This window comes from Paraburkholderia sp. BR10141 (genome assembly GCF_056155635.1).
In genome coordinates this window covers 20,455-43,685 of record NZ_JBMIQH010000003.1, presented here as the reverse complement: position 1 = coordinate 43,685, position 23,231 = coordinate 20,455, and the positions used below count along the sequence as shown (strand labels likewise).

Annotated in this window: 18 protein-coding genes and 1 pseudogene; 10 read left to right on the top strand and 9 right to left on the bottom strand. The window is 60.6% G+C overall.

Annotation, left to right across the window (positions count from 1 at the left end):
- Positions 1–46: 46 nt before the first annotated feature.
- The 4 genes from yjfF to ACOJB8_RS04935 form a co-directional block, all read right to left on the bottom strand.
- Complete coding sequence (gene yjfF, locus ACOJB8_RS04950) at positions 47–1,126, bottom strand: galactofuranose ABC transporter, permease protein YjfF (protein WP_475011272.1); 1,080 nt, start codon at positions 1,124–1,126, stop codon at positions 47–49.
- Positions 1,123–2,163 carry an ABC transporter permease gene (locus ACOJB8_RS04945; RefSeq protein ID WP_368606101.1) on the bottom strand — a complete coding sequence of 347 codons (1,041 nt, stop codon included), beginning with the start codon at positions 2,161–2,163 and terminating at the stop codon, positions 1,123–1,125. Before ACOJB8_RS04945 ends, yjfF begins: the two co-directional genes overlap by 4 nt.
- Complete coding sequence (locus ACOJB8_RS04940) at positions 2,160–3,674, bottom strand: sugar ABC transporter ATP-binding protein (protein ID WP_368606100.1); 1,515 nt, start codon at positions 3,672–3,674, stop codon at positions 2,160–2,162. Before ACOJB8_RS04940 ends, ACOJB8_RS04945 begins: the two co-directional genes overlap by 4 nt.
- 111 nt (positions 3,675–3,785) lie before the next feature.
- The gene (locus tag ACOJB8_RS04935; protein ID WP_342949989.1) at positions 3,786–4,754 is read right to left on the bottom strand and encodes an ABC transporter substrate-binding protein; all 969 of its coding nucleotides are present in this window, start codon (positions 4,752–4,754) and stop codon (positions 3,786–3,788) included.
- 675 nt (positions 4,755–5,429) lie between these two features.
- Between ACOJB8_RS04935 and ACOJB8_RS04930 the strand changes: the two genes are divergently transcribed.
- From ACOJB8_RS04930 to xylB, 7 genes and pseudogenes are all read left to right on the top strand, one after another.
- Positions 5,430–6,701 carry an ABC transporter substrate-binding protein gene (locus tag ACOJB8_RS04930; protein ID WP_475011270.1) on the top strand — a complete coding sequence of 424 codons (1,272 nt, stop codon included), beginning with the start codon at positions 5,430–5,432 and terminating at the stop codon, positions 6,699–6,701.
- 94 nt (positions 6,702–6,795) lie between these two features.
- Positions 6,796–7,674, top strand: coding sequence for a carbohydrate ABC transporter permease (locus tag ACOJB8_RS04925; protein WP_069267281.1), 879 nt, complete (start codon positions 6,796–6,798; stop codon positions 7,672–7,674).
- On the top strand, positions 7,662–8,474 hold the full coding sequence (locus ACOJB8_RS04920; RefSeq protein ID WP_069267282.1) for a carbohydrate ABC transporter permease: 813 nt from the start codon (positions 7,662–7,664) through the stop codon (positions 8,472–8,474). The genes ACOJB8_RS04925 and ACOJB8_RS04920 overlap by 13 nt, the downstream gene beginning before the upstream one ends.
- Before the next feature lie 10 nt (positions 8,475–8,484).
- A complete protein-coding gene (locus tag ACOJB8_RS04915) occupies positions 8,485–9,519 on the top strand; it encodes an NAD(P)-dependent alcohol dehydrogenase (RefSeq protein ID WP_069267283.1) in 1,035 nt (344 codons plus the stop codon).
- A gap of 3 nt (positions 9,520–9,522) precedes the next feature.
- Positions 9,523–10,694 (top strand): annotated as a pseudogene (locus ACOJB8_RS04910) (ABC transporter ATP-binding protein).
- Between the two features lie 54 nt (positions 10,695–10,748).
- Positions 10,749–11,639, top strand: a complete 891-nt coding sequence (locus ACOJB8_RS04905) for an AraC family transcriptional regulator (protein ID WP_342949984.1) — start codon at positions 10,749–10,751, stop codon at positions 11,637–11,639.
- Between the two features lie 48 nt (positions 11,640–11,687).
- Complete coding sequence (gene xylB, locus ACOJB8_RS04900; protein ID WP_342949983.1) at positions 11,688–13,148, top strand: xylulokinase; 1,461 nt, start codon at positions 11,688–11,690, stop codon at positions 13,146–13,148.
- A gap of 110 nt (positions 13,149–13,258) precedes the next feature.
- Here xylB and ACOJB8_RS04895 read toward each other — a convergent pair whose 3' ends face one another.
- From ACOJB8_RS04895 to ACOJB8_RS04875, 5 genes are all read right to left on the bottom strand, one after another.
- Positions 13,259–14,401: a porin gene (locus tag ACOJB8_RS04895; protein ID WP_368729445.1), complete on the bottom strand. Its 1,143-nt coding sequence runs from the start codon at positions 14,399–14,401 to the stop codon at positions 13,259–13,261.
- Positions 14,402–14,476: 75 nt separating this feature from the next.
- Positions 14,477–15,679 carry an ADP-ribosylglycohydrolase family protein gene (locus tag ACOJB8_RS04890; RefSeq protein WP_342949981.1) on the bottom strand — a complete coding sequence of 401 codons (1,203 nt, stop codon included), beginning with the start codon at positions 15,677–15,679 and terminating at the stop codon, positions 14,477–14,479.
- The gene (locus tag ACOJB8_RS04885) at positions 15,676–17,034 is read right to left on the bottom strand and encodes a sugar MFS transporter (protein WP_342949980.1); all 1,359 of its coding nucleotides are present in this window, start codon (positions 17,032–17,034) and stop codon (positions 15,676–15,678) included. The genes ACOJB8_RS04890 and ACOJB8_RS04885 overlap by 4 nt, the downstream gene beginning before the upstream one ends.
- Positions 17,035–17,124: 90 nt before the next feature.
- The gene (locus tag ACOJB8_RS04880) at positions 17,125–18,183 is read right to left on the bottom strand and encodes a LacI family DNA-binding transcriptional regulator (protein WP_475011262.1); all 1,059 of its coding nucleotides are present in this window, start codon (positions 18,181–18,183) and stop codon (positions 17,125–17,127) included.
- Between the two features lie 62 nt (positions 18,184–18,245).
- Positions 18,246–19,295 (bottom strand): LysR family transcriptional regulator, encoded by a 1,050-nt coding sequence (locus tag ACOJB8_RS04875; protein ID WP_342949978.1) that lies wholly within the window; start codon positions 19,293–19,295, stop codon positions 18,246–18,248.
- 5 nt (positions 19,296–19,300) lie between these two features.
- Here ACOJB8_RS04875 and speB point away from each other — a divergent pair, with 5 nt between their 5' ends.
- The 3 genes from speB (at position 19,301) to ACOJB8_RS04860 (ending at position 23,213) form a co-directional block, all read left to right on the top strand.
- A complete protein-coding gene (gene speB, locus ACOJB8_RS04870) occupies positions 19,301–20,314 on the top strand; it encodes an agmatinase (RefSeq protein WP_368606089.1) in 1,014 nt (337 codons plus the stop codon).
- A gap of 45 nt (positions 20,315–20,359) precedes the next feature.
- On the top strand, positions 20,360–21,460 hold the full coding sequence (locus tag ACOJB8_RS04865; protein ID WP_410860231.1) for a polyamine ABC transporter substrate-binding protein: 1,101 nt from the start codon (positions 20,360–20,362) through the stop codon (positions 21,458–21,460).
- Positions 21,461–21,665: 205 nt separating this feature from the next.
- Complete coding sequence (locus tag ACOJB8_RS04860) at positions 21,666–23,213, top strand: DUF3138 family protein (RefSeq protein ID WP_368729444.1); 1,548 nt, start codon at positions 21,666–21,668, stop codon at positions 23,211–23,213.
- Positions 23,214–23,231 lie beyond the last annotated feature (18 nt).

Sequence of the window (23,231 nt, the reverse complement as noted above, 5' to 3'; positions counted from 1 at the left end):
TGTTCTCCCCTCTCGTTCGGCCAGACTGGATATCAACCTGAGACGTTCAGGTCGTCGTGACGAGATCACCGCGACCGCGCTTATCCCGCCCCCGCTGCCTACCGTGCGATGGCCCGGCCGAGGTCGACGCGAGATCTGTGCCGCCCTTGCGGCGTCGACCCGCGTGCCGCTCGATGATCCGCTGCAGCAGACAGAACACGCAGAGCAATGCGCCGATGACGATGCGCGTCCACCACGAACTCAACGTGCCGTCGAAGGTGATCAGCGTCTGGATGGTGCCGAGGATGCCGACGCCGAACAGCGAGCCGATTACGTAGCCGACCCCGCCGGTCAACAACGTTCCGCCGATCACCGTTGCAGCGATCGCATCGAGTTCCATCCCCTGTGCCTGCAGTCCGTACCCGGAAAGCACATACAGCGTAAAGATCACCCCGCCCAGCGCCGAGCAGAAGCCGCTCAACGCATACACTGCGATCTTCGTTCTTGCGACTGGCAAGCCCATAAGGAGCGCAGAGCGCTCATTGCCGCCAATTGCATAAACGTTGCGCCCGAAGCGCGTAAAGTGCGCGATGAAAATGGCGATCACGAGCGTCGCAATGCCAACCAGCGATCCGGCATTGAGGGAGCCGCCGCCGACCGGAATATTCAGAGACGCGACAGCATGGAACGTCGGCTCGTCGATCGTGATCGATTCCGTCGTGATCAGGAAGCATGCGCCGCGAGCCAGGAACATGCCCGCGAGCGTGATGATGAACGGCTGCAGGCGGAAGAAGTGAATCAGCGCTCCCATCGCCGCACCGTAGAGCGCGCCGAAAACCAGCACGATCGGCACGACGACCCAGATGGGCCAATGCAGCCACTGCGCGCCCACAGCGCACAGTATCGTGGTCAGGGCAACCACAGCGCCGACCGACAGGTCGATGCCTCCCGACAGGATCACGAACGTCATGCCAATCGCCACGACAAGCAGAAACGCGTTGTCAACGAACAGGCCCGTCAAAACCTGCATCGAAAAGAAGCCGGTGTACATGACAGAACCAAACCCGAACAGCGCGGCGAACAGCACGATCGTTGCGACGATGGGCAGGGTTCTCGGATCGGCCAGACGACCAGTCAGCTTTCTCATGATGGACTCGTTCCGGTGGATGCGCGTTCGCGCGCCGGGGAAAGAAGATGTTTCACCTGCCTGACAACCAGCGCACGCGCAACCTCCGACTGAATGACACTCACCGCGACCACGACAATCGCCTTGACAACGAGCGTTGCTTCCGGCGGCACACCGATCGAATAGGTCGTGTAGGTCAACGTCTGGATGATCAATGCGCCGAGCACCGTGCCGCCAAGACTGAAGCGGCCGCCAAGCAACGACGTCCCGCCGAGCGTCACGGCCAGAATCGCGTCGAGTTCGAGCAACAGACCCGCATTGTTTCCATCGGCACTCCGTACGTTCGAGCTGGCGATGATCCCGGCGAGCGCCGCCATCAACCCACAGATGACATACACGCCGAAGACGATCGCGCCGGAACGCAGCCCGACCAGCCGCGTTGCGACAGGATTGACGCCAATGGAGCGGACAAAGAGTCCGAGCGCGGTGCGGTTCACCAGAAGCGCGAGCGCGAGCGTCACGACGACCGCGATCCAGACCGAGCAGGGAACCATCGCCAGATATCCATCTCCCAGCCTGAGGTAGCCAGGTGCACCGATGGGAATAATCTGGCCGCCGGTCAGCAACTGTGCAACGCCCCGCCCTGCGACCATCAATATGAGTGTGGCGATGATCGGCTGCATCCCGACGAGCGCGACAAGCAGACCGTTCCACATCCCGGCCAACAGTCCGACGGCAATCGCCGCCCCAAGCGCCATGCCAACGCGCGACGGATCCGCCTCGAGGATGATCGCGGCGGCCGCGCCCGCAATGGCTACCGTTGCTCCGACCGAGATGTCGATGCCTCGCGTCGCGATGACGAGCGTCATGCCGAGGGAGACCATCACGAGCGGCGCAGCACGATTGAGGATGTCGATCGGCGCACCGAAAAGATGACCGTCGAGGACTGTCACAGAGAGAAAGCTTGCGCGATGCGCCACGTCCAGAAGAATCAGCAAGACGAGTGTGATGGCGGGCCAGACCAGTTGATGCCGCACCAGCGCGCGAACCGGTTTCATGACTCGCCTCCTGCGATGAGTTGATACACCTGATCCTCCGAGAGGCGATCGCCCGCGATCTCGGCGACCTTGCGACGGTCGCGCAGGACAGCAATCCTGTGACTGACGCGAACCACCTCGCTCATTTCAGAAGAGATAAAGAGAATTGCGAGGCCTTTCGCGCAAAGCGAACGCACACGGTCCATGATCTCGAACTTCGCGGCGACGTCGATACCGCGCGTTGGCTCATCCATAATCAAGAGTTTCGGCTCGGTCGCGAGCCAGCGGGCGAGCAGCACCTTTTGCTGGTTTCCCCCCGAGAGCAGGCCGATGGGCTGCTCTGCGTCGCGTGCCTTGATCCCGAGTTGCGCGATGTATTCATCGGCCATTTTTCTTTGGCGGGCGTAACTCAGCATGCGCCACCATCCACGTCGTGCCTGCAACGCCAGAACGATGTTTTCCCGGATCGACAATGCCGCTACGATTCCTTCTTTTTTTCGATCCTCGGGACAATAGGCAATGCCATGTCGCACAGCGTCACGCGGCGAAGTGAGCTTCGCGCGATGTCCGTCGATCAGCATCGTCCCAGTGTCCGGGCGTTCCGCGCCGAACACCAGCCGCGCTGTTTCGGTGCGGCCAGAACCGAGCAGTCCAGCAAGGCCGACGATCTGGCCTGGACACACGTCGAGATCGACGGGACTCATCAATCCACGCCGACCCACACCCTGCATGGAAAGAAAGGGGGTTGCCGCTGCATCCGGGTGTGGTCCGTCCGATGCGCCAGCCTTCATTGCCTCATTCATGCCTTCGCGGCCAGTCATCTTTGCGACCAGCACGTCGACGGGCAAGTCCTTTGCCAGGTACTCGCCTTCTCGTGCGCCATTACGCATGACGGTGATGCGATCCGACACGGCATAGGTCTGCTCAAGAAAGTGCGTCACGAACAGAATCGCCATTCCCGATTCCTTCAAGCGGCGCAGCACAGCGAAAAGCCGCGCGACTTCGCCGTCATCGAGACTTGACGTCGGCTCGTCGAGAATGAGCACGCTCGCGTCGACGGAGACGGCGCGCGCGATTGCCACCATCTGCTGGACCGCGATCGGGTAGGAATCCAGCGAGCGCGTGACGTCAATGTAAAGATCCAGAGCGGCCAGCGCGTCCCGCGCCTGCAGGTTGATCGCTTTCCAGTCGATTGCTCCGCGCTTCTTGGGGTGCCGGCCGGCGAAGATGTTCTCCGCCACTGAAAGGTTCGGGCAAAGGTTCACTTCCTGATAGAGCGTCTGGATGCCGGCGGCTTCGGCGTCCAGCGGCGCGGTGAAGCGAACCGGCTTCCCAGCGAGGCAGATTTCGCCGCGATCATGTGCGAATACGCCCGTGAGTACGTTGATGAGCGTTGATTTGCCCGCGCCGTTCTGGCCCATCAACGTGTGAATCTCACCGGGAAACAGCCGAAAATCGACCTGCTGCAACGCCTTGACGCCCGGGAACGTCTTGTCGATGCCGGTCATTTCGAGTATGGGTAAAGGCTTCATGATGTTCGCGAGATCCGCGGACGGCCTCGGCAGTGGTGTCGGGGACGAGCCGGCGCGCTCAGGAGTGACGCTCCCGAGCGCGCCCGTCAGCGGCTAGATATGACGTGCAGATCAGTACTTTCGGCTCGGCATGACTTGCGCTGCGACATTCATCGGGAAGATGCCTTCGTCGGTGACGATGCGCCGCGCAACCTGCTTGCCGGCCACGATGTCCTTCACCGCGGCCATCAACTGAGGACCGAGCAACGGGCTGCATTCGACGTCCACGTTGATCTTCCCGTCCACCATGGCCTGGAAGCCACCCTTCGTCGCGTCGAAGGAAACGACCGTGACATCCTTGCCCGGTTTGATGCCTGCTTCTTCCATGGCCTGGATTGCTCCGAGCGCCATATCGTCGTTATGGGCATAGACCACGTTGATCTTTTTGCCGTACGTCTTCGCAAACGCTTCCATCACCTGCTTGCCGCCCGCAAGCGTGAAGTCACCGCTTTGCGACGCGATCACCTTGAACTTCGGATCGCTCTTGATCACTTCCATCAGGCCCGCATGACGATCGTTGGCTGGCGCGGAACCGACCGTCCCTTGCAGTTCTGCGATGTTGATGGGACCCGGCTCGTTCTTGTAACGCTCCTCGAGCCAGTGGCCTGCGCGCCGCCCCTCTTCCATGAAGTCGGAGCCGATCATCGTCACGTACAGCGAGGGATCCTTTACGTCGATCGCGCGATCGGTGAGGACGACCGGAATCTTTGCACGCTTCGCCTCTTCGAGCACCGGCTCCCAGCCGGATTCGACGACAGGCGAAAACGCGATAACGTCGACCTTCTGCGCGATGAACGAGCGGATCGCCCTGATCTGGTTTTCCTGCTTCTGCTGGGCGTCCGAGAACTTCAGGTTGACGCCGGCATCCTTGGCTGCCGCTTTCACCGACACGGTGTTTGCCGTGCGCCATGCACTTTCGGCGCCAACCTGGGAGAACCCAAGCGTAATCGGCTTGCCCTGTGCGAATGCGCTTGTCCCGGCAGCAATCGCGAACGCCGCCCCCACCATCGTACGTAGTGCGATCTTTCTGACCAGCTTCATTATTCTGTCTCCGATGTACGAGTTTCTAATTACTATTTTTCGCCACAGCCTGATGCTGTTCGAATCACCGATCGAATGGATGCTTTAGCCAAAACGCAAGTATTCCGCTCCCCTGTCTCGCTAGATTTGAATTTCCGGGCAATGCCGGGTAAGGCAAGAACGTCGTCGACTCGGCCCCTTGCCTCGAGACAGCGCTCGATCAATGGGTTCGGCACAGTCTATGGAGAAGCCCGATAACCTTCCAATGAAAAATTCGCCTTCTCCGATACACGTTTTGGCATTGGTGTAAATACCTATCTGTGCCTTCGCGAATTGTCTTGCCAACCTGATCTCCAGCGGATCTTGTCCTCGCGACTATAATAATTACATAGGGATACTTATGATCAGAATCGGAGTGATCTGTCGCGTGACAAAGCGAAAGGCTGTGCGCGCGACGATCCCCGAACCACCCATCGAACCGAAATCGCGCCCTGCCAGAGCGCATAACCACGCTCTCGGTCCGACACAAAATTTTGCGCTGCACACAAAAACTGAGCAAAAAGTACAGAACCGCTGCCCAGTTTTGGCGTGGCTGGCGCGCCAGGCCGGTGCTAACTTACGCTCGCTATCTACCGGCACGCAAACTCCACCGGCCGATAACAAACCACTCGAACTAAAACCTTCCAGGAGACGGCAGTGAAAAGGTTCCACTATTCCGCACTGTGTGCGTTGCTGGGCGCGACCCTGCCTGTCGTGTCGGTCGCGCAGTCGTGCAATGTTCCTGTCATCAAGGTGCTCGCGCAGAAAAGTCTCGGCCTTACCGTGATGGAAAAATCCTTGCCGGACTACGAGAAAAAGACCGGAACGAAGATCGAGATCAGCTATTTTGGAGAGAACGACCGCCGTGCAAAATCGCGGCTCGACGCGTCGACCGGCGCCGGATCATACCAGGTCTACTACGTGGATGAGGCGAATGTCTCCGAGTTCGCGACGGCGGGCTGGATCGTGCCCCTGCTGAAGTACTACCCCAAGGAAGCCGACTACAACGACTTCCTGCCCGGACGTCGCGCTGTCGCGAGCTATAAGGGCGTCGCGTATTTCGCGCCGCTCATCGGCGGTTCCGACTTCCTGTTTTATCGCCGGGATATTCTCGAAAAAGCGCATATGCCGGTGCCGCGCACGCTCGACGAACTGGTTGCCGACATCAAGAAACTCAACGCGCCGCCGAACCTGTACGGCTGGGTTGCGCGAGGCCAGCGCGGCTCCGGCATGAACGTCTGGCGCTGGGCGCCGTTCATGCTCGCCGAAGGCGGCACATGGACCGACAAGCAGCAGCAACCCGCATTCAATTCACCCTCTGCCGTCAAGGCCACGCAGCTTTACACAGACCTCTTCAAGTATGCGCCGCCGGGCTCCACCACCTATGACTGGAGCAACGCACTCGAAGCATTCCGCTCTGGCAAGGTGGCGTTCATGATCGAGTCGACGCCGTTCGCCGACTGGATGGAAGACCCCACCAAGTCGAGTATCGCCGACAAGGTCGGCTACGCGAGACCGCCCTCACCGCTGCCGTCCGCCGCTTACGGGCATGGTCTGGCCATTTCTGCAGTCGGCGCAAAGGACGAATGCGCCCGCCAGGCAGCCGGCAAGTTCATTGCGTGGGCAACGAGCAAGGAGCAGGAACAGGCGCGCCTGCGCGACAACGTGTTCAGCGACTACAACCGCACGAGCACAGTCGAAAGCGACTATTTCCAGAAGCATGTCAAACCGCAGATTCTCGCCGGGTTGAAGGATACGACGCCGGTGTCGAAGGTTACGTTCTGGCCGAGCCCCCAATGGCCGGATATCGGTGACAACCTTGGCGTGGCGCTCGAGGAGATCTTTACGGGCACCCAGAAGGACATTCAGGGCGCGCTCAACGATTCGACCCAGTACGCGGAAGATGCCATGGAGCATGCGCGCAAGTGAGGGGCACCGCGGGGACGCGCGCGAGGCGCGCGAATCCCTTCTGTGCAACGGAGCGGCGGCATGCGCTCCCGCGTATTCGAAGCTGGAGAGCTGAATGTTCAATCGCGGTAAGACTAGCCTTCCGTTCGTATTTCTGGTGCCGCCTCTCGTTGCGATGGCGGTCCTGGGATTCGTGCCTACCATCGCGGCGATCAACCTCGCGCTCCGCAATCGCGTGTTGCGCTACCCGGACAGCGAGTTCGTCTGGATGCGCAATTTCGTGCGCCTTGCTGCCGATCGGCGCTTCATCAACTCCATCGAGGTCTCGGCCATCTGGGAGGTCGTGACGGTGCTAGGCGCGGTCGCGCTCGGAATCGTCGTTGCCATTTATCTGTTCGAGCATGTGCACGGCCGGTTGCGCAATGCCATCAGTGTGCTGTTGATCATCCCTGTGCTGTTGCCACGTGTTTCTGCGGCGTTTATCTGGAAGTTCATGTACTCGCCGCTCAATGGCATTCTCAGCTGGTTGATCGGCCTCTTTGGCATCACGAACACGGCCTTTCTCTCGGACCCGGCGCTTGCGCTCTATGCGGTCGCGCTGGTCGATATCTGGCAATGGGGACTGTTCTTTTCCGTGGTGGTGCTGAAGCTGCTCGAGACGCTGCCGCCCGAGCCGCTCGAAGCCGCACGGCTCGACTATGCGAGCACATGGCAGGTTTATGCATACATCGCGCTGCCAATGCTGAAGGCGCCGATCATGAGTCTCGTGTTCATCAAGATGGTGGAATCGCTGCGCTCGTTCGACCTGATCTACGTGATGACCAAAGGCGGCCCGGGCGTATCCACCGAAACGCTGGACATGTATGCGTACTCCCAGGGAATCGGCCTCGCAGGAAAGGTGTCATACGCGTCGAGCATGGCGGTCCTGATGATGGTCGCCACGACCTTGATTTTCACGCTTATCTGGAAGCGGGTGAACAAATGGGAAGACTGATCTCCCGCAGTACGATTCTGCTGCTCGGTGTAGCGCTCGCCGTCGCGGCGGTGTTCCCCGTCCTCTGGGCAGTGCTCAATTCACTGAAGAACCTGCTCGATATCGTCACACCCACGCCGCGTTTCATCTTCACGCCCACTCTGGACAATTACCGGCAGGTGATTTCGAGCCCGGAGGTGCTGATCGCACTGGAGAACAGTTCGGTCATCGTGGGCACCGCGGTCATCCTGGGCACAGTGCTTGGCGTGCCTGCAGCCTACGTGATCGCTCGTTTTCACGTTCCGGCAAAACGCGACATCCAGTTCTTCCTGCTGTCGCTGCGTTTCCTGCCGCCGGTCGCGGTAGCGATTCCGCTCATCGCGATCTGGGTGGACCTCGGGCTGTATGACACGCGGTTCTCGATGATCGTCACCTATCTGCTAACGACCTTGTCCACCATCACATGGCTCTCGATACCCGTGTTCCAGCGCATGCCGCGCGAGATCGAGGAAGCCGCCACGCTCGACGGTTATGGACCTTACGCCGTGTTCTGGCGCATTGCCTTGCCGACCTGTGGCAACACACTGCTGGGCGGCATCATCTTCAGCTTCGTGCTGGTCTGGAACGAACTGATGATGGGACTTGCGCTGACGTCCTCGCGCAGCGCCACCCTGCCGGTCGTCGCATCCGCGTTTACGTCGCTCGGTCAGGAGGTGCCGTGGGGCGTGATCAACGCGTCGACAGTTCTACTCGCACTGCCGCCAATCATCTTCGTGGGCGTGCTGATTCGCCTCCTGAACTCAATGGTCAAAGGAAAATAAGGAGAATGTTGTGAAGGCACTTGTACTGGAAGAAGCTAGACGCCTGAGCCTGCGGGACATCGATTTGCCGCTTGCGATCGGGCCACGGGATGTCAAGGTTCGCATTCATACCGTTGGCGTGTGCGGAAGTGACGTGCACTACTTCACGCACGGCCGCATTGGGCCGTTCAAGGTCGAACAGCCGATGGTGCTCGGTCATGAGGCGTCGGGCACGATCGTCGAGGTGGGGGCCGAAGTCGGTCACCTGAAAGTTGGCGACCGCGTTTGCATGGAACCCGGCGTGCCGCAGTTCGATTCACGTGCCACCATGCGCGGACTGTACAACCTGGACCCCGCCGTGAGGTTCTGGGCCACTCCCCCGGTGCATGGCTGCCTGACTCCCTACGTGGTGCACCCAGCCGCGTTCACTTTCCGACTTCCGGACAACGTCTCGTTCGCGCAAGGCGCCATCGTCGAGCCCTTGTCGATCGGCCTGCAAGCAGCCACGAAGGCCGCGATGAAGCCCGGCGACGTGGCCGTCGTAATTGGTGCAGGCACCATCGGCGCGATGACGGCGCTCGCGGCGCTCGCGGGCGGCGCGTCGCGCGTGATCCTCGCCGACGTCGTGAAAGAGAAATTGCGCCATTTCGCGGGCAATCCGGCGGTGACTACTGTGAATGCCGCAGTGGAATCGCTCCAGGACGTGGTGCGCCAGGTGACCGAAGACTGGGGCGCCGATGTCGTGTTCGAAGCCTCGGGCAATGCGAAGGTCTTCGAGACGCTGCTGGACCTCGTGTGTCCGGGCGGCTGCGCGGTGCTGGTTGGCATGCCGCCAGGCCCGGTCGCGCTCGACGTGGTAGCGATGCAGGCAAAGGAGATCCGGCTCGAATCCGTGTTCCGCTACGCGAACATTTTTCCGCGGGCGCTGGCCCTCATCAGTTCGGGAATGATCGACGTGAACCCGTTCATCTCCCGCAAGTTCGCATTTTCAGACGGCATCAAAGCGTTCGAGGAAGCCGCTGCTGGCCGGCCCGAGGACGTGAAGATCCAGATCGAGATGGATTGAATCATGGCGACTATCGTCTGCGAAGGGCTCATGAAGCAGTACGACGCCGGGCAACCGGTACTGCATCCACTCGACCTGCACATCGACGAAGGCGAGTTCGTCGTTCTGCTGGGGCCGTCGGGATGCGGCAAGTCGACGATGCTGCGCATGATCGCCGGGCTGGAGGAGATATCGGGAGGCAATCTCTCGATCGGCGGCACTGTCGTGAACGACGTACCCGCACGCGAGCGCAATGTCGCGATGGTCTTCCAGAACTACGCGCTCTATCCGCACATGAGCGTGTACGAGAACATCGCATTTGGCCTGCGGCGCCTCAAAACGCCCAAGGCCGAGATCGACCGCCGCGTGCGCGAGGTGGCCGCCATGCTCAATCTCGATGCGCTGCTAGAGCGCAAGCCGCGCGCCATGTCGGGCGGCCAGCAGCAGCGCGCCGCCATCGCCCGGGCGATGATCAAGACGCCCGCGGTCTTCCTGTTCGACGAGCCATTGTCGAACCTCGACGCCAGGTTGCGCGCCCGTTGCGCACCGACATCAAACGCTTGCATCAGCGCCTGAAAACGACCACGGTCTACGTGACGCACGACCAGCTCGAGGCGATGACGCTAGCCGACCGCGTCATTCTGATGCGCGGCGGACGCATCGAGCAGGAAGGCACGCCGACCGAGCTATACCGCTATCCGCGCACGATTTTTGGTGCGGGCTTTATCGGCACGCCTGCGATGAATTTTCTCGATGCCTCGGTGCAACGCACTGGCGAAAGAGTCATCGCGTCGTCTGCCGTCGGTCACTGGGAACTACACGCAAACCGCTTTCAGCGCTTGCAGGACGGACAGGCGATCAAGCTGGCGGTTCGCCCAAATTTCGTATGGATTCCAGATGATGCGAGAGCGGATGATGCACTCATGCTCAGCGGTACGGTGGAGCTGGTTGAAGTGTTGGGCGCAGAAGCGCTCATTACCGTTGACTGCTCAGGCGAGCGTATCACCGCGCTTGTACCGGCGAATGCCGTGCCTCCCACCGGGGATCACGTCAGACTCGCGTTGCGCGAACACGATCTGCATGTTTTCGACGTCGCGACGGGGGCTAACGTGTCGCTTGGGCTGGCAGAAGAGGCAGCTGCGGCGCCCCTACCCGACCCGCGCCTGCACGCGGCGCCCGGCGTGGGAGTACATTAGCGTGCGAGCGCGCGTGTTGGCCGCGAAGCCAGGATTCCCGTGGAGACGAGAGCAATGAATCCGGATCTCGAATTGGTCCATACCCGTCAGGACGAGTCCTTTCGGGCCTGGGTGCACGACTATCCGCATATGGTTGCGAAATGGCACTTCCACCCGGAGTACGAAGTGCATGTCATTCGTGCTTCATCGGGCAAGTTTTTCGTGGGCGACCACATCGGGGACTTCCATCCTGGCAACATCGTGCTGACGGGCCCGAATCTGCCTCATAACTGGGTGACAGACAGCGGCGGCGCGAGCGTGCCCTCCCGCGACCTCGTGCTGCAGTTCTCGCGCGATGCAGTCGAAAAGATGGTCGCGGCATTCGCTGAACTCAGCCCCGCGATCGCGCTAATCGATCAGGCGTCGCGAGGTATCCAGTTTCCGGACGCACTCGGCCTCGCGATTGCCCCTGTGATGCAGGAGGTTTCAGGTGCGCACGGTGCGCGCCGCGTGATGCTGCTGATGTCGATCCTCGACCAGTTGATCGCCTGCACCAGCAGGAAACTGCTCGCCGGTCCGGCATACAACGTCAGTGCGCAGCCCTATATGTCGTCGACCATCAACCAGGTGCTGTCCTACATCCAGCAGAATCTCGTCGGCAATCTGCGTGAAGTCGACGTTGCGGAAATGTCGAGCATGAGCGTCAGCACCTTTACGCGCTTCTTCAAGCGGCATACGGGCTGCACGTTTGTGCAGTATCAGAACCGGCTGCGCCTCAACGAAGCCTGCGAACTGCTCATGTGCTCGGATCTCGGCGTGACCGATATCTGTTACCGCGTCGGATTCAATAACGTATCGAACTTCAACCGGCAGTTTCTCGCGCAAAAAGGGATTCCGCCGTCGAAATTTCGCGCGTTGCACCGGCTCAACGACGCCCCCTCACACGCTCACAAGGCAGCGGCCTGAGACCACGCCAAGGCGGCGCAGCCGCCCGCTCACCGTCGGGAATACACTTTGAGTTATCTGGGAATCGACCTCGGCACGTCCGAGGTAAAGGTTGTGCTCACCGATGCCGAATCGAACGTCATCGCCAGCAGCCGGGCCCGACTGCGCGTCGATAACCCTCACCCCCTGTGGTCGGAGCAAAGCCCCCAGGACTGGTGGAACGCTACGCTCGACGCCGTCGCGGCGCTACGCAGTGAGCAGCCTCGCGCGTTCAGGGCGCTGCGTGGGATCGGCCTTTCCGGCCAGATGCACGGCGCGACGCTACTCGATCGCAGTGGCAACGTCCTGCGTCCGGCGATTCTGTGGAATGACACGCGCGCCTACGCGGAGTGCGTCGAACTCGAGGCGCTCGTGCCCGACTCGCGCAACATCACCGGGAATCAGGCCATGCCGGGCTTCACGGCGCCCAAGCTGCTCTGGCTTTCGAAGTACGAGCCAGCCGTTTTTCGTGCAGTGCAGAAAGTACTGCTTCCGAAGGATTACATTGCGTGGCGTCTGACGGGTGAGCTTACATCCGACATGTCCGACGCCTCGGGGACGCTATGGCTCGACGTTGCAAAACGCGACTGGTCCGACCGCATGCTCAACGCGACCGGGTTGTCGAGGGAGCACATGCCCCGGCTGGTTGAGGGCAGCGAGCCTGCGGCCCCGTTACGGGGAGACCTTCAGCGCGAGTGGGGCCTCGATGGCAGCGTGACGGTTTGTGGCGGCGCCGGTGACAACGCCGCGAGCGCAGTTGGCATCGGCGTTGCCCGGCCGGGCGATGCGTTTCTGTCTCTGGGGACGTCGGGCGTGCTCTTCGCCGCGACCGCGAGCTATGCACCGAACCCGGCGCAGGCAGTCCATGCTTTCTGCCATTGCGTGCCGCGGCATTGGCATCAGATGAGTGTCATCCTCAGCGCAGCGGCAAGCCTGCACTGGCTGTCCGGCTTGCTCAAGAGCAGCGTTGCCGAGCTGATCGAAATCGCCCCCTCGGGACAAAGCGCCATCGCGCCGATTTTCCTTCCCTATTTGAACGGGGAGCGGACGCCGCACAACGATGCCGCAGCAAAAGGTGTCTTCTACGGGATGACTTCGGCGCATGGCCCCCAGCATCTCGCATACAGCGTGATGGAAGGCGTCGCGTTCGCGATGGCGGATGGATATGCGGCGCTGCGGGAAGCGGGAACGACGCTCACCGCGGCCGCATTGATCGGCGGCGGTTCTCGCAGCGCATACTGGGGAAAACTCTGTGCTTCCGCGCTTGGCTTCGAACTCAATCGAAACGAAGGGGGCGAACTCGGAGCGGCACTTGGAGCGAGTCGCCTCGCTCGTCTCGCGTGCACACGGGAAGAACTCGCGGCAGTGGTCAAAGCGCCCGCTGTCCTTGAACGATACGAGCCTGAGACAGCACTTCGGAGCGTGCTGAGAGACCGGTTCGAACGGTATAGCCGGCTCTATCAGGCGTTGAAATCCGAGTTTCGTACCTGAACGGCTCTGGACCGAAGGGCGTTGCAGCAGGAGCCCGAATCGGTCTGGGCGCACGGCATCGCCCCACGCCCACACCCAACTGAACTACGGCAAACCACCGGCTAGCGCACTCAGAATTTGTGCCGCAGTCCCACGTGCACGAGCATCTGACTAGCCGTACTCGACTGCCCCGCACTGCCGAGTATCAACGCCCCGCCCATTCCGCCCATGTCATCAGCCACGCCGCTCACGTGCTGCCACACGCCCTGGACATACACGTCGGTGCGCTTTGATAGCAGGTAGTCGCCCATCACCCCAATCTCGTTCCAGTTCGGGCGGACGGTTCCGTTGCTCGCGGCGTAGTCGCCATGTGTAAAGGTGTACATCGCCATCACGGAGAACTGCGGAGTCACCTGGTATGACCCGTTGATTTCGTAGTTGCTGAATCTCAAGCGCGTGCCGTTCAGTGTCGCGCGAACGAGGTTGTTCCTTACGGGCTGGCCGATGTCCGTATAGGTATAAACGAAGGCGACTGCCGCAGGTCCGAAAGCGTACTTGATTCCCGCGCCAGCTATCTTCTGGGAATCTGCGACGAACGGCGCGGTGTCGGGCGTGACGGCACCGTTCGTGCTGGTGCCGAGGCCGTTGACGTTCGAGTACGCGCCGGCGATTACCAGAGGACCGCGCGTGTACTGAACCCCCACGCTGTATTCACGGTCTTGCGCGAAACCCGTTGCGTTGCTGAACGCGTATGTCGCCCCGACACTTAGGCCCAGATAGTTCGCGCTGGTGTACTTGATCGCGTTGTTGATGCGAAACGAGCCGTCCGTATTGTCGTTATCGAACGGATGCGAGAAGGCATAACCGCCCCACGACGAGTTTGCCGTCATTGGCGCCACATAATCATTGATCATGTCGAGTTGGCGACCCAGCGTCAGCGTCCCGAGCGTGCTCGAAGCCAATCCGAAATACGCTTGACGTCCGAACTCCCGTCCGCCCTGCGATAGCGTGCCGTTATTGATGTTGAAGCCGTTTTCGAGCCTGAATATCGTCGTGAGGCCACCTCCCAGGTCTTCAATTCCCTTTAGCCCCCAACGACTTCCCTGCGCGCTTCCACTGACCATTTGCCAGCCAGCATGGCCACCCGCATTGCTCGTGTAACTGGGGCCATCGTCGACGATCCCATAGAGCGTAACGCTTGACTGTGCATGCGCGATGCCAGTCAATGCAAACATTGCGATTGCAATCGCAGAAAATGGGATAGTGTCTCTCATTATATAACTCGTAGTACTAATCAATTTGAAAACGGAGATCGATACGAATACCGACCACCCGGGCATAAGTTCTGACTATTCCGTGCCGAACGCTTCAGGACTCCCTGTCCTCCGTGCGAGGTCCGCGCGCACCTTGAACTTCTTTTCAGCGAACGCACGGTCCGCCTCGTGAACAGCCTTCACCGTTTGACCGAAGCAATCGGCCGCGAACAGCAGATCCAGCCGGTTCACCTCGTCAAGTTGCCGGCAAATGCGCTCCTCGATCACGGTGCTGCCATGCATTGCCCCCAGCACCGCTCCGATCATCACGCCAATCGAATCGGTGTCGCGTCCCGAATTGATGCCGTCCTCGATCGCCTGATGGAAGTCGCCGTAGTTCGTCATGATGAAGCCGAGCGCCAGCGGCAATTCTTCGATCGAAAGACGCCGCGAGGGCCGATAGGCGTCGGACGCAATACCGGCTTTTCTCGCGGTATGCTCGACATCGTCACCAATCGGCGAGAAGCGTCCGATGATCCGGTGAAATTCCGTGACCACCGTCTCGTAGTCTTTGCCGCGCAGTCGCACTGCGGCATCGGCGATCGCGTCAATCGCTGCACGCGTGCCGTCCTTTGCGACGCCGAGCGCTGCCTCGACAACCGCTTCGATCGCGACGCCAGGCACGAACGCCGCGGCTACCGCACTGGCGAGCACACCGGCTGCTTCGAGCCCATAGCTCTCCTGATGCCCGCTGGCAAATGCGATCGCTTCGTCATAGGCGCCCTTGGGATCGCCGGCGTTGATCGCGCCGATCGGCGCGATGTACATGGCCGCACCGCAGTTGACCATGTTCCCGATTCCTCCTTGACGCGGATCGCAGGAAGCAAGCTGATGCCGCAAATAGATCCATTTCTCCGGATAAAACAACCGTTCGATCAGCACCGTCTCGCGCTGCAGTTCGGGTATCCATCGCGGAACCCAGGCGATCTGGCGCACCATTGCATCGGCCATATCCCACGCGTCGAGGTGCCGACCGACCTCGTTGTACACACTCATCAGCGATAGCGCCATGAAGGTGTCGTCGGTGACAATGCCGCCTCCACGTATGCGTCCCTTACGGCCGGCTTCGTCATCTTTCGCGCGGTGCCATTCGGTATTGATCGAAGTGACTCGCCCGAAGCGCTCACGGATTTGCGACGCCGAAAGCTTCTCGACCGTGGCGCCGAGCGCGTCGCCGTACGCGATCCCGTACAGAAGTCCACGGATACGGTCCTGCAGTGACCGGTGGGCAATGCTCATACGTTTTCCTTGTCCTTGTTTTCGCCGCTGCCGTGTCGGGTCCGTTGCGTTTGGGACCTGCTCGTTACGCTCGATTCCCGCCTGCCCACCATATGGCCATGGAAGCCGTAGTACATGATGTACAGGTAGCACGACACGGTTAGCAGCATGTACACAAACTGAAAGTCATACACTCGCTTCAGGTGTGCAAAGAGTTGGGGCATCACGGCTCCCCCCACAATTCCCATAATCAGTAATGCCGATCCGGTTTCGGTAAACCGGCCCAGTCCTTTGATCGCGAGCGGAAAAATCGCCGGCCACATCATCGCGTGCGCGAAACCCAGTGCAGCGATGAACGCAATCGACGTATAGCCGTCAGAGAGATATGCGCAAACGCTGAGCAGCACGCCAATGAGTGCGGAGACGACGAGATAGCGCTGCTGCGAGATAAAGCGCGGCACGAGAACGAGCCCGACCAGGTAGCCAACGAGCATCGCGGACATCGTGTAAGAGGTGAAGTGTTTGGTTGCGTCGAGCGGCAGATTCAGGCTCTGCCCGTATAGGCCGATGGCGTCACCGGCCAGCACTTCAGCGCCTATGTACGTGAAGATGCAAAGCACTCCCAACCAAAGATGAGGAAATGAAAAGATGCTGCGCGCGGAATGACTACTGCGCTCAGCGACATTGACTTCCGATGGCTTGATGTCGGGGAGAGACGAAAATGCGATGAAAATGGCGAGCGCCGCGAGAATGGCCGCGAGCGTGAGATACGGTCCGTGCAGTCTGGCGGCAAATGCGTTGAGCAGAGCGTCGGCATGTGCTGCTGTCGGCGCCGCTTTGACCCGGCTGACGAATTCGCCCACGCTACCCATAACCAATGCGCCGAATACGTAGGGGGCAAGGATACCCGCGGTCTTGTTGCAGATTCCCATGGTAGCCACACGCCGCGCCGCGCTGTCGATCGGCCCCAGAATGCTGACGTACGGGTTGTAGGCGGTCTGCATCAAGGACAGGCCGGTTCCGATCACCAAAAGGCTTGCAAGTACGCCGGGGTAGCTGTGCGCACCAACGAACCAGCTGAAGGACAGCGCACCGATCGACATGACGCCCAGGCCTGCCGCCATCCCTCTTTTCATCCCGATTCGCTTCAGCGCAGCGGCATACGGCAATGCGAACAGGAAGTATGGAACATAGAAGACGACGGTAATCAGGAGCGCCTGAACGTCATCAAGCCTGAAGGCCAATTTGACGAAGACGGTTAACGGCCCGTTTAGCCAACTGAAGGCCCCGGTCACGAAGTACAGCATGCCGATGGTCAGCATCGGCCGGAGATATGTTCTGCCGGGCGGTTGGACGATTGGTTGAACGGTCAACATGGTTCCTGTCTCCTCCAATAAGTTTTGGCTTTGTCATGAGTATGGGAACGTTCCCATTCTGCAGAAAAAATATATCGATGTCGTCGCGACTTAGCGCCTCTCCCCTGATGCCACGGAGTCGCGCATCAATTTGCGACGCAGATCGGCGATCGATCCACGTTCAGTTAACGTGCATGGCAGATAAATCCGCGAGCCTTGGGCTGCCTCGACATCGCGTTTGAGGAGTTGCGCGACGGCCTCGGCGCCGATCTGACGAGCGGGCTTTTCTATCGTTGTGAGTCCTGGCCACGCGAATGCGCCCGCTTGAATGCCGTCGAAGCCAAGAATCGACACATCTTGTGGACAATGCAAACCCGTCTCTCGAACGGCGCCCATCGCCCCGAGCGCCATGAGGTCGTTTGCGGCGAACACACATAGATGTCCGCCCTCATGCCGCTCCAGCAAACGTCGCATAGCGAGTGCGCCGCCTTCCGTCGTGTAGTCGGCGTCTTCCACGGGCAGGGTGACGGGATCGATGTCATGCTTGATGCAATGTTCGTGTACCGCGCGCAAAAACCGCGCACGGGCAGGGCGGGTGCGCTGTCCGACGATGAGGGCGGGCCGAAGATGGCCTTGGGAGCGCAGGTAATCCATGCCCAGAGCCACGCCTTGTGCAATGTCCGAGCCAATCGAAGCACTGTCGGGAAACCGCTCCGCGCTCGATCCAATCATGATGCAAGGCAATCCAAAGCGCTCGAGATCGCCGAGTTCGTCGGCGACTGGATTAATGATCGCGCCATCGACACGCGCCTGCATCATGGTGCTCAAATGCATCCTTTCCTTTTCCGCGCTCCAGTTGGACGAAAAAATCAGGATGGAAACCCCTGCATCCGCGGCCCGATCCTGTGCACCCCGCGCAACCTCGCCCCAAAACGGATTCGCGATGTCCGGCAAGACAAGCCCCAGCATGCCGCTGCGGCCCGAACGCATGCTGACCGCCAGTTCATTACGTGTGTAGCCCAGCGCTTTCGCAGCCAGCAGCACCTGCTCTCTCGCCGAAGCGGAAATGTTAGGCGCGTCCGACAGCACCCGTGCCGCAGTACTTTTGGAGACCCCTGCACGCTTCGCTACGTCGATGACGGTCGGCCTGCGTCCGTTGAGGGACTCCATGGCTGGTCTCCTGTTCGCTTATCGATTTTGATTTGGGAACGATACCACAGATTTTCCGATGGTCAAGATGAACGCGGAAAACGTGCATCGATCTGTTGATCTCGCGCGCCGCGGTGCTTATCGACGCAGGCACCGCATGCCGATGCAATCCATCGGAAGGCGGGCTCGACCGCCGTCGAGCGCGCGGGCAGCTTCGATTTCATGAGCCACAGAGGCGGCATTGCAACCCCTGGCACCTGTGGCAGTCGGCATACGCGCTGTTGCGCCAGCGCTTCGCTCGCGAACAGCTGCGAGACCATGGCAATGCCGGCCTCCCGCTGCGCAGCCGCCACGAGCAAATGCGGATCGGCACTCGTCATGACGCGCCGGGTTTGCAGACCGCTGCGCCGCAGGTCGGGCAACCAGGGTGCCCATTCCTGTGATTGTTCGTGCACGAGCAGCGGTGCACGCGCCAGCACCTCGGGAAACGGCGCGTGATACAGCCGGCTCGCAGTCTCGGGTCCGCAGATCGCCACTTTTTCTTGCTCCATCAGCAGCAGGCATTCGACATCCGGCGACTTGATCGGCTTGGCCGATATCACGAGATCGATGTCGACGCGGTCGATCTCGGTGACCTCCATATCGGTCACCAGCCAGATCTCGACGTTCGGCATCGCGGCCGTCAGTTCGTCCATGCGCGGAATCAGCCAGCCCGAGGCAAATTCCGGCGGGCAATAGAGCAGCACCGAATCGGGGTTGCCATACGGCTCGATCCTCTCGCGGCCGTCGCTCAGCAGCGCGAGCGCGCCGGCCACTGTCTGCGCAAACAGCTTGCCGGCCGCGGTCAACACGACGCCCCGGCCCACACGCAAAAAGAGAGATTGCCCGGTCCATTCCTCGAGTTGGAGGATCTGATGGCTAATCGCGGACTGGGTCAGCGACAGCTCCTGAGCCGCACGTGTGAACGAGCCCAGTCGGGCCGCCGAATCGAAGGCCAGCAATGCCTGGAGAGGTGGAAGTCTTCGCATCGAGGTATGAACGAAATCGATCGTTCCAGAAAAATCCTTCGCTTTTATATCAATTGTGTCCGGCGAATCATAGCGTTTATGGAATTCCGTCTGAAAAGACGACAAGTCGTATGAATCGATTTACTGGCACCTTACATACCGAGATCATGACCTCCGCCTTGCAAAAAGACCCATTCGCCACCGACTCCGCGCAAGCAACCAATCGTTCCCCGCAGCAGCAAGACCCCGCTTCGCCGACCTACGCCGGACCGCTGTCATTCTTGCGTCGCCCCTATAGCCGTGATCTCATCGGCGTCGACGTTGCCATTTCCGGTGTGCCGCTCGACCTTGCAACCACCTACCGCCCCGGCGCGCGCCTCGGCCCCGCTGCCGTGCGTGCGGCCTCGGTACAACTGGCGGAGTTGGGCATTTATCCATGGGGCCTTGCGCCGCTCGACGCACTGAACGTGATCGACTATGGCGACTGCTGGTTCGATGCGCATCGGCCGTGGACGATCCGCGATGCCATTGCGGCCCACGCCCGCACTATCCTCGCCTCAGGGGCCAAGATGCTGACGCTGGGCGGCGACCACTACATCACATACCCTCTGTTGATCGCACACGTCGAACGTTTCGGCCGCCCCCTCGGGCTGATTCATTTCGACGCGCATTGCGATACATGGCCCGACGAGCACGCGGATTCGCTCAATCACGGCACGATGTTCTACAAGGCGATCCGCGAAGGCCTGATCGATCCGGCGCGGTCGGTTCAGGTCGGCATCCGGACCTGGAACAGCGACTTCATGGGTGTACGCGTACTCGATGCCCCCTGGGTGCATCGTCACGGCACAGCAGCTGTGGTCGACCGGATTTTCGAGGTGGTAGGCGATGCCCCCGTGTATCTGACCTTCGATATCGACTGTCTCGATCCTGCCTTCGCCCCGGGCACCGGCACGCCCGTCGCGGGCGGACTCTCCTCGGCGCAGGCACTGGAGATCGTGCGCGAGCTGGACGGGATTCAGCTTGTCGGCGCCGACGTCGTGGAAGTGGCGCCGTCCTACGATCAGAGCGATGTCACCGCGCTCGCGGCCGCGCATCTCGCGGCCGACATTCTGTTCCTCATGCGCAAGCAACCCCACCCCTGAACGCGCCAACTCACTATAACGACCATAGACCCTATCGGAGACATCATGCCAGCACCGAATTTACGGATAGCGCTCGCCTTGCTCACCTGTTGTGCATTCGCGACGACAGCGCTCGCAGACGAGAACATGCTCAACGTCTATAACTGGGACGATTTTATCGCTAAGGATACCGTACCAAACTTCGAGAAGGAGACCGGCATCCACGTCCGCTACGACGTGTTCGATAGCGACGATACGTTGCAGGCGAAGCTGCTTACCGGTTCGTCTGGCTACGACATCGTCGTGCCTTCGTCGAGCTACCTCGGCGCGCAAGCGGCCGCGGGGATCTACCTGAAGCTGGACAAGTCCAGGCTGCCGAACCTTGCCAACCTGGATCCGCAACTGTTGAAGCTGACCGACGCGGCCGACCCGGGTCATCAATACGGCGTGCCCTGGGCATGGGGCACGACCGGTCTCGCGTACAACGTCAGCCAGGCGCGCAAGGCACTCGGGCCCTCCGTCGCGCTCGACAACTGGGACGTCCTGTTCAAGCCGGAATACCTGAGCAAGTTGAAGAGCTGCGGCGTCTCGCTGCTCGACTCGCCGACCGACATGTTTTCCATCGCCCTGCACTATCTCGGCAAGGATCCGAACAGTCACAATCCGGCTGATTATCAGGCCGCCTATGAATTGCTGAAGAGCATTCGCCCTTATGTGACGCAATTCGCCCTTTATTCATGGATCAATGACCTCGCCGGCGGGGACATCTGCTTCGGGGTGAGTTGGTCGGGCGACGTCAAGATGGCTGCGAGCCGCGTGCGCGAGGCACACAAAGATATCGTGCTGGCGTACGTCATACCGAAGAGCGGTGCGCCGGTCTCGTTCCAGATGATGGCGATCCCGAAGGACGCGCCTCATCCGGAAGCGGCGCTCAAGTGGATCAACTACATCGAGCGGCCTGAAGTTCACGCAGCGATAACCAACACGATTTACTACCCCAACGCCGACAGCGCCGCTTCGAAGTTCGTCAAACCCGAGCTGCTCGACGACCCAATGGTTTATCCAAAGCCCGAGGTCCTTGCAACGCTGTTCATGCAACAGCCGCTGCCCGCGGCAATCAAGCGTCTGGAAACGCGTCTTTGGTCGCAGCTGAAGGACGGCCGCTAAGGTCGCGCCTGTCACACGGCGGCAGCACGGCGCCATAACAGCACTTCAGCCCCCCGACGACACCGTCGCGAACTGACTGATGGCTTGCCGCTTCGCCGGCAAGCCTTGGCGGGCGGCTGCACCACTCCCCCCGACGCCAACCGATTTGGGCCCGGATAGGGACTCGCTTTGCCCTTTAAAAGGCCACACAGTAAGGAGACTTCCTATGCGATGGAAACTGATCTGCCTGTTCGTGAGCGGCACCGTCCCGTGTCTCGCGACAGCCGATCCGATCTCCGCGCGGATCGAAGGACTGCAGCAAGAACTCAAGGCGCTGCAGAAGGAAGTGGAGTCGCTGAAGGCCGAACTCGCCGCAAAACCGCCCGCTGCAAACGCGCCACAAATCGTCGATGCGTCGGCATCCGGCTACGGAAACGCGCCTGCAAGGCTGACCAACGACGACGTCGCCGACATGAAGCAGCAGCTCGCGAGCCAGCAGCTGAAAGTCGACTCGCTCTCCGATGCCGCCACCTCGGGACCGCTCGCCGGACTTTCGGTGACCGGATATATCGATCCCGCGTACGTCTATAACCGGGCCGCCAGGACCTCGTCGTTTCTCTTCGCGAATCACGAGTCATCCTATACGTACTTCAACGGCACGATCGGCGACGTCTACCTCAACATCAAGAAGACGTTCGGTGTCGGCCCCATGGCGCCATCGGCCGAATTCTCGCTGATGCCCAATCGGGGCAATGGCATTTCGCTGCTGGCAAACGAGCATGGCAACATTGGCAACAACATTCTCAACACGGCATTCGTCACCGTGCCGGTGTCGGGCACGACGACCTTCCTTGCCGGACTGATGAGCGCGTTCGGCGGATATGAATATCAGCTGTCCACGCAAACGCTGACTCTGACCCATAACCTGCTCTATGACTTCTCGGACCCGGCAGCCTACGTCGGCGTCGGCCTCAATTACACGCCCCAAGCCAGCAACTGGTCCTGGAAGTTCATGCTCGGCAATGAACAGGCCCGGACCTACGGCGCCGTCACGCAGACAGGACAGAATGCGCTTGGCGACCCTGTCACGACAAGCAACCGCGTGCCGAGCTTCGCCGCGCGAGCGGACTATACGTGGTCCACGGCGCTCGACACCGGTGGCTCGTTCACCATCGGCCGGCAGACGTTGCCGAGCGCCCACGATCCGGTGACAGGCCGCACCGTTTATGGAGCGGGCGGCCAGGCATCGAGTTCGGGCGGATACTTCATATTCGGCGAGCTCGACGCCACTTACACGCTTGCCGATGCGCAGTTCAATGCCGAGGCCGACTATGGCACGCAGCAACGCGCCGCGTTCAATGGCGGCAATGCACAGTGGTATGGCTTGTCATTGCTGGCACACCGCAAGTTCTCGATGCCGGTCGTTGGTCGCATGGGCGCCACCGCGCGCTACGACTTCCTCGTCAATAGCCAGAACGGTGGTGGGGGTGGGGGCATATTCCTGAACGGCAACGGCATGGACCCTTACAACGGCTTTGGCATTGGCGCGGACTGCCTGGCAAACTCGAAGGCAAACGGCGGCCTCGGATTCGAATGCAAGGGGGCGGTTCGTCAGGACGTTGCGCTGAATCTGCTCTTCTATCCGACGCAGCAGATTACGGTGAAGGTCGAGTATCGGCACGATTGGGCAAACAACCGGGTCTTCCTCCGCAATGATGGATCGTATGCCAAGGCGAATGACTTGTTCGCCATGCAGTTCATTTACGCCTTCTGAGCGGCATCGAAGCGAGCG